This window comes from Streptomyces sp. NPDC001617 (assembly GCF_053596855.1).
Genome location: NZ_JBSFHA010000173.1, coordinates 1 through 5,614, shown reverse-complemented (window position 1 = coordinate 5,614; position 5,614 = coordinate 1). Strand labels below are relative to the sequence as shown.

5 protein-coding genes are annotated in these 5,614 nt (G+C 66.2%); 1 reads left to right on the top strand and 4 read right to left on the bottom strand.

Annotated elements, in window-relative coordinates; translation table 11 throughout:
• Positions 1-48: 48 nt before the first annotated feature.
• Both ACWC09_RS52075 and ACWC09_RS52070 read right to left on the bottom strand, forming a co-directional pair.
• On the bottom strand, positions 49-447 hold the full coding sequence (locus ACWC09_RS52075; RefSeq protein ID WP_450859288.1) for a DUF4440 domain-containing protein: 399 nt from the start codon (positions 445-447) through the stop codon (positions 49-51).
• The gene (locus tag ACWC09_RS52070) at positions 419-1,735 is read right to left on the bottom strand and encodes a hypothetical protein (RefSeq protein WP_450859286.1); all 1,317 of its coding nucleotides are present in this window, start codon (positions 1,733-1,735) and stop codon (positions 419-421) included. Before ACWC09_RS52070 ends, ACWC09_RS52075 begins: the two co-directional genes overlap by 29 nt.
• A 489-nt stretch (positions 1,736-2,224) precedes the next feature.
• Between ACWC09_RS52070 and ACWC09_RS52065 the strand changes: the two genes are divergently transcribed.
• A protein-coding gene (locus ACWC09_RS52065) for an IS5 family transposase (RefSeq protein ID WP_450859284.1) occupies positions 2,225-3,036 on the top strand; the annotation gives its coding sequence in 2 pieces (ribosomal slippage) (positions 2,225-2,573 and positions 2,573-3,036; 813 coding nt in all).
• 214 nt (positions 3,037-3,250) lie between these two features.
• Here ACWC09_RS52065 and ACWC09_RS52060 read toward each other — a convergent pair.
• Together ACWC09_RS52060 and ACWC09_RS52055 are read right to left on the bottom strand one after the other, a co-directional pair.
• Positions 3,251-4,612, bottom strand: coding sequence for an extracellular solute-binding protein (locus ACWC09_RS52060; protein WP_450859282.1), 1,362 nt, complete (start codon positions 4,610-4,612; stop codon positions 3,251-3,253).
• A gap of 326 nt (positions 4,613-4,938) precedes the next feature.
• On the bottom strand, positions 4,939-5,614 hold a 676-nt coding region (locus ACWC09_RS52055; RefSeq protein WP_450859280.1), incomplete at its 5' end, for an RICIN domain-containing protein.

The following is a 5,614-nucleotide window of genomic DNA, read 5'->3' as shown; positions in this document are numbered from 1 at the left end:
CCCAATGATCACGAAGCCCGTGCCTGCTCTGCTATGCACCCCAACCGGTCACGGCCCGACCAACCGCCCGACCCCGGAACTCGCCCAAGCCCTGCAGCCCGTCTCCGTCAGGCGCCACAACGAGCTCCGCCATGCCCGGCGGCCTTGGTTGTCGGCGAAGTACGTTAGTTGATGGACGACGCCCGGAGCGAGGACGGCAACGGACATTTCGCTGACCTCGACAGGAGACTCTGGGAATACCGTGCCTGCACTCGTCACGGTGAGGATCGACTCCACATCCCACCGGCTTCCAGAAGCCCCGATCTCGGTAAACTCCGGATCCAGAAGCTCCAGGGCAGGGGCCAGAGAAGCACGCACCTCAGGGTCGAGAAGCCGTAACTCCCCATCAATGGCCGTTTGCACGGCCTGCTCAATTCGCTCAGCCCTGGATACGATGCGCCCTGTCATAGAGTTGAAAAGGTCTCAGGGCCAGGACACCAACCGCGGCCAGCACGCAGATCGCCACCGCCTTGCTCCACATCGTGGGAGTCAGATCCGGGCTCTGCACGACAGCGAGCGCGGCTACTACGGCAAGCCAAATATGGACCCGTTTCATTGCGGCGACCGGTGAGAGCGGCAAATATAGTGCGATGATGGTGAGCAGCATGCATTCGATGACAGAACGCTGCCGGAAAAAGGCGGCACCGAAGGTGACGATGTACGTCGAGAAATAAGCGATCGAGGCAAGGATCAGCGGCCGGCCCACTTTCGTGGCGTCAGCCCACGCGCTTCGCAGTGCGGCGGGGGCGAGCGCCAGGCTGGCGATCCAGAGGATGGTTCCCGGGTACAGCCATCGCATCGGACCCCCCGTGCTGGAATCGAAGGCCCAGGGGAACGGGCCGAAGACGCACACAAAGATCTGCTCGGGATGGACCAGCAGGTTCCCTGTGCCGTATCCGGCAGAGAATTCGAGCGGCACGCCCTGTTTGACCTCCAGGGTGCCCACCAGGCTGAACAAGGTGGTCACCCGCGGCAGGACGAAGAACGCGGTAGCCGCGGCGATGACGACCCAGCCCATGAGGTGACCGCGGCGTAGTCGGGCACGGGTAAGCAGGGAGGCGACGAGAAACAGCGCTGCCGCCGGTCGGATGTACAGACATGCCTCAATGCCCAGCAATGAGCCCATGCATGCCAGCCAGAAGCGCGCCCTCGCCTGGAACAGCAGCGTCCAAAGGAGAAGGGCCGTCAGCAGGCCGTCCTTCAGGCCCCAAGCGTCCCAGAGAAGGAGATTGGGGCTCATGCCCACGAAGAGCCCGGCCATCGCGGCACGCCGGTTTGCGCACCCCGCCGCGAGGCCCAGCCTGTGAGCCGCCGCGGCTCCGCTTGCCGCCATGACGGCGAGGAACACTTTGGCTTCCAGCCAGCCACCGCCCAGCATGAGCTTGCCCAGTGCCATGGCGGTCTGGTAGCCGAAGAGTTGGGAACCTGAGAGCCAGTCCAATTCCATCGGGCCGAGCTTCTTTCCCTCAGCCCACGCGGTAGCGATCCTGGTGCTGGCTTCGTCGTACTCACGCGCGTCCGGGAATTGTGCCGTCCCATGGGTCTGGACGTGAACGACGAGAACGGTGACGACATGGAAAACGGCCGCCACCGCGACGATGCTCAGGGATGTCCCCGTGAAGCTGCTGCGTTGAGGCACTTCGGAGGGGGTCTGCCGCGTGGTGGCACCTGGCCTGGTCATGGTCGTTGAGCGCATACGGAGCTTCTCCAACGGATACTCGTTCCGGCCTGGCGATGCAGCGCAAGGAAGGCAAGGTCCCGCACGTCAATTCATGGCTATGCCACGTGAATTCCCCTGACTTCGGCAACCATATCCGTTACCGAGCCCGGACCGGGCCGCAGACACTGTCCGAGCAGGGAGGGTCGATCAAGGAGAGTAAAGGAGCGTGGCTTGCGGTGGCAAAGAGCTCGCGGTGATAAGTTGGCGCAGTTTCACATTTCTCACAACATCGCTGCCCGCTTCACGGATCTTCCTGTGCAGAAGCTGTCTCTGAAATCGACCTCTCCGATGTCTGGCAGGCGTACAGGGAACAGTGGGGCGCCTCCTTTTCGGGTGATGTCGGCCGGTGCCGTACTCCTGGACGTACGACTGCATGCCCGGTGCCGGCGACTGGTCCGGTACGTCCCGACATGTTGACCGGACTAAGAAGCCATCTCATTTGGACGACTCGGTATTCTGTGGGTCATGGTGGGGATCGTTGAGCGGCTGGTGCCGGACGAGTTGTGGGAGTTGTTCCAGCGGGTGGTGCCGGAGGCGCCGTCGCGGCCGCAGGGCGGTGGTCGGCGTCGGTACGGCGACCGGGAAGTACTGGCCGCGATCGTCTTCGTGGCCACGTCGGGTTGTACCTGGCAGCAGCTGTCTTCGGCGTCGTTCGGCCCGTCCGGAGCGACCGCCCACCGGCGGTTCTCTGAGTGGTCGAAGGCAAGGGTGTGGGCCAGGCTCCACCGCCTGGTCCTCGACGAACTCGGTGCCCGCGGCGAACTGGACTGGTCGCGGTGCGCGATCGACTCGGTGAACATGCGGGCCCTGAAAAGGGGGAACTGACGGGTCCGAATCCTGTCGACCCGGGCAAGTACGGATCGAAGATCCACCTGATCACGGAACGGTCAGGTCTGCCCATATCCGTCGGCATTTCCGGAGCCAACCTGCATGACAGCCAAGCCCTGATCCCACTCGTGAAGGGCATCCCGCCGATCCGCTCGCGCCGCGGCCGACGACGGCGCCAGCCCGGCAAACTCCACGCCGACAAGGGCTACGACTACGCTCACCTGCGGCGATGGTTACGCGAGCGCGGCATCACCCACCGCATCGCCCGCAAGGGAGTCGAGTCATCGCAACGGCTGGGCCGCCACCGCTGGACCATCGAACGCACCATGGCCTGGCTCGCCGGCTGCCGCCGCCTCCACCGACGCTACGAACGCAAGGCCGACCACTTCCTCGCCTTCACCAGCATCGCTCGCACCCTCATCTGCTACCGCAGAGTACTCGCCAAATGAGATGACTTCTAAGTGCACGCAGTGGCTGCCGGGGAGGAGGCCGTGAGCGACGGCGTCGGCCTGAAATCCTCCGGAGGGGCCCAGTGTGAGGGCTTCCGCGCCTACCGCTACGGGCCGCAGCACACGACCTGGTCACGGCGGGAATGGGGGGCCCGGTGTAGGGTCCCGGGCCCCTGACGCGGAGCGCCGTGGGCCGCGGACCCGTGGGTCTTCGTCAGGACGTGACGGTGAAACCCTGCTTCGTGGCGTACGTGGTCAGCCGCTTCTGCCATGCGTCGAGGGCGCGACTGCTGTCGGTCTTGTCGGCGAGGGACTTGCCTACGGTCTCGGTCCAGACGGTCGCCGCCTGATCGAGGAACGGCGGCCACTGGAAGGCGGTGCTGACCGTGCCGCTGATGTCGGCGAACAGCTGGTTGACCTTTTGGCCGCCGTAGAACGTCGGCGTGGCACCGGTGAAGGAATCGTCCACGAGCAGCGCGTTGGTCGCGGGGAAGAGCGACTGCTCTGTCGCGAACATCTTGGCGCTCGCGGGGTCGCTGTTGAGGAACTGCGCGAACGTCGCGGCCGCGATGGGGTTCTTGGTGGACCTGATGACCGCGCTGGTGGAGCCGCCCCAGTTGCCGGAGTTCGTGCTGGTCGCGTCCCACTGTGGGAGCGGCGCCGCCCGCCACTTGCCCGCGGTGGCCTTGGCCGATCCGGACAGGAACGCGGGTCCCCAGGCCGCGGTGACCCAGGTGGCGTACTTGCCCTTGTTGAGGCCGGCGTACCAGGCGTCCGTGAAGTCCGGATCGGCGCTGATGACGCCCTCCTTCGCGAGGCCGCCCCAGAAGGCACCGAGCTTCTCGGAGACCGGGTCGTCGACGTTGATGGTGATGTCGCTCTTGTCGGACAGCGTGTAGGGTTTGGCGCCAGCCTGCCACAGCAGACCATGCCAGGCGGCGGCCTCGTTCGCGGCGAGGTTCGTGAGGTAGACACCGGGGTCCGCCTTGTGCAGCTTACGGGCCGCCTCGGCGAATTCGTCCCAGGTCCGGGGGACCGTGATGCCGTGCTTGGCAAAGATGTCCGCTCGGTACAGCAGGCCCATCGGGCCGGTGTCCTGCGGGATCGCCCAGACCTCTTCGTTGGGGCCGCTGACCTGGGTCCACGTCCAGTCGACGAATTTGCCCTCCAGCCATGACGCGCCGTACCGGCTCAGGTCCAGCAGGCTGTCCGTGATGGTGAACGTGGGGATGGCCTGGTACTCAATCTGCGCTATGTCCGGGGCCTCGCTGCCGGCCTTGATCGCCGTACGAAGCTTGGTGTAGTGGGCCACGCCCTGGCCCGCGTTGACGGCCTTGACCTTGATGGCCGGGTACTTCGCTTCGAAGAGGGCGATCTCCTTGTCGATGTTCGGGACCCAGGTCCAGAACGTCAGCTCGGTCGGCGTCTTCATCGCCTTGGCGATGTCGGCCTTGCTGACCGCGGAGGAACCGCCTGAGCCGCCGCAGGCGGACAGGGCGGCGCCGAGGGACGCGGCCCCCGTGGCGGTGAGGAACAGCCGGCGGCTCATGGGAGAGGAGGCAAAGGATCTGGGCATGGTGAGCTCCCGCCGATAGGCGCGGTGAGGGCATGCCTGCGACGGCATGCAGGACGGGGGGATGCAGGGGGAGAGGCGACGAACGGGAGACCGAGTTCGGCGCGCGAGGAGTGTGTCCTCGTGGGCCGCTTCCGGCGTGCGGCCCGGGTGGAGGGCCGTACGCCGGAAGCAGCGGACCGAGCGGGCAGGCATGCGGGCCGGCTCGGTGTGAAGGAGGTTGTGCGGCGGCGCGTCCCGAGGCGCGCAGAGCAGCGAGGCGACGCCGGGAAGCGGGCTGAAAGGGGCAGCGGCCGGTGAGACGGCTGTCTTTTCGGCCTTTCTTCGAGTCAGTTGACGCGGACGATCTTCCAGAGTTGGTCGTCGACGCTGACGTCGTTCCACTGGATGACGGAGGCGCCGTTGGCGGTGGAGGACTGGGCGACGCCCGCCAACAGGCCGCTGCCCACGTTGACGAGCTTGTAGTAGCCGCCGCCCGCGCTGGTGAGGGTCCACTTCTGGGAGTTGCCACCGGAGGCGGTGTTCTGGTCGATGGCCGCGCCCGCGGCGGTGGAGGAGCCGCTGACGTCGAGTTTCAGGCCGCTGTGGACGTTCTGGAGTGTCCACGCCCCGCCGCTGACGGACTGGAAGCTCCACAGCTGGCAGTCGCAGGCGGAGTTCTGCCACTGGTCGGCCGCCGTGCCGGAAGTGGTGGAGGCGCCCGGGATCTCGAGGTACTTGCCGCTGTTCTTGTTCACCAGCACGTACTGGCCGGTGGACAGGTTCGGCAGTGCGGTCTGGGTGAGGTTCCAGCGCTGGCAGTCGCAGCCCGTGGCACTCCATTGACCGGCGACGGTGCCCGCGGTCGTGGAGGCGCTGGGGATCTCCAGGTACTTGCCGGTGAGCCGGTTGACGGCGGTGAAGCCGCCGGACGGGCTGGGGGCGACGGCCCACTCGTGGTCGAGGGTGCCGTTGTCGTCCCACTGCAGGACCTTGGCGCCGTTGGCGGTGGATTGGTTCTCCACC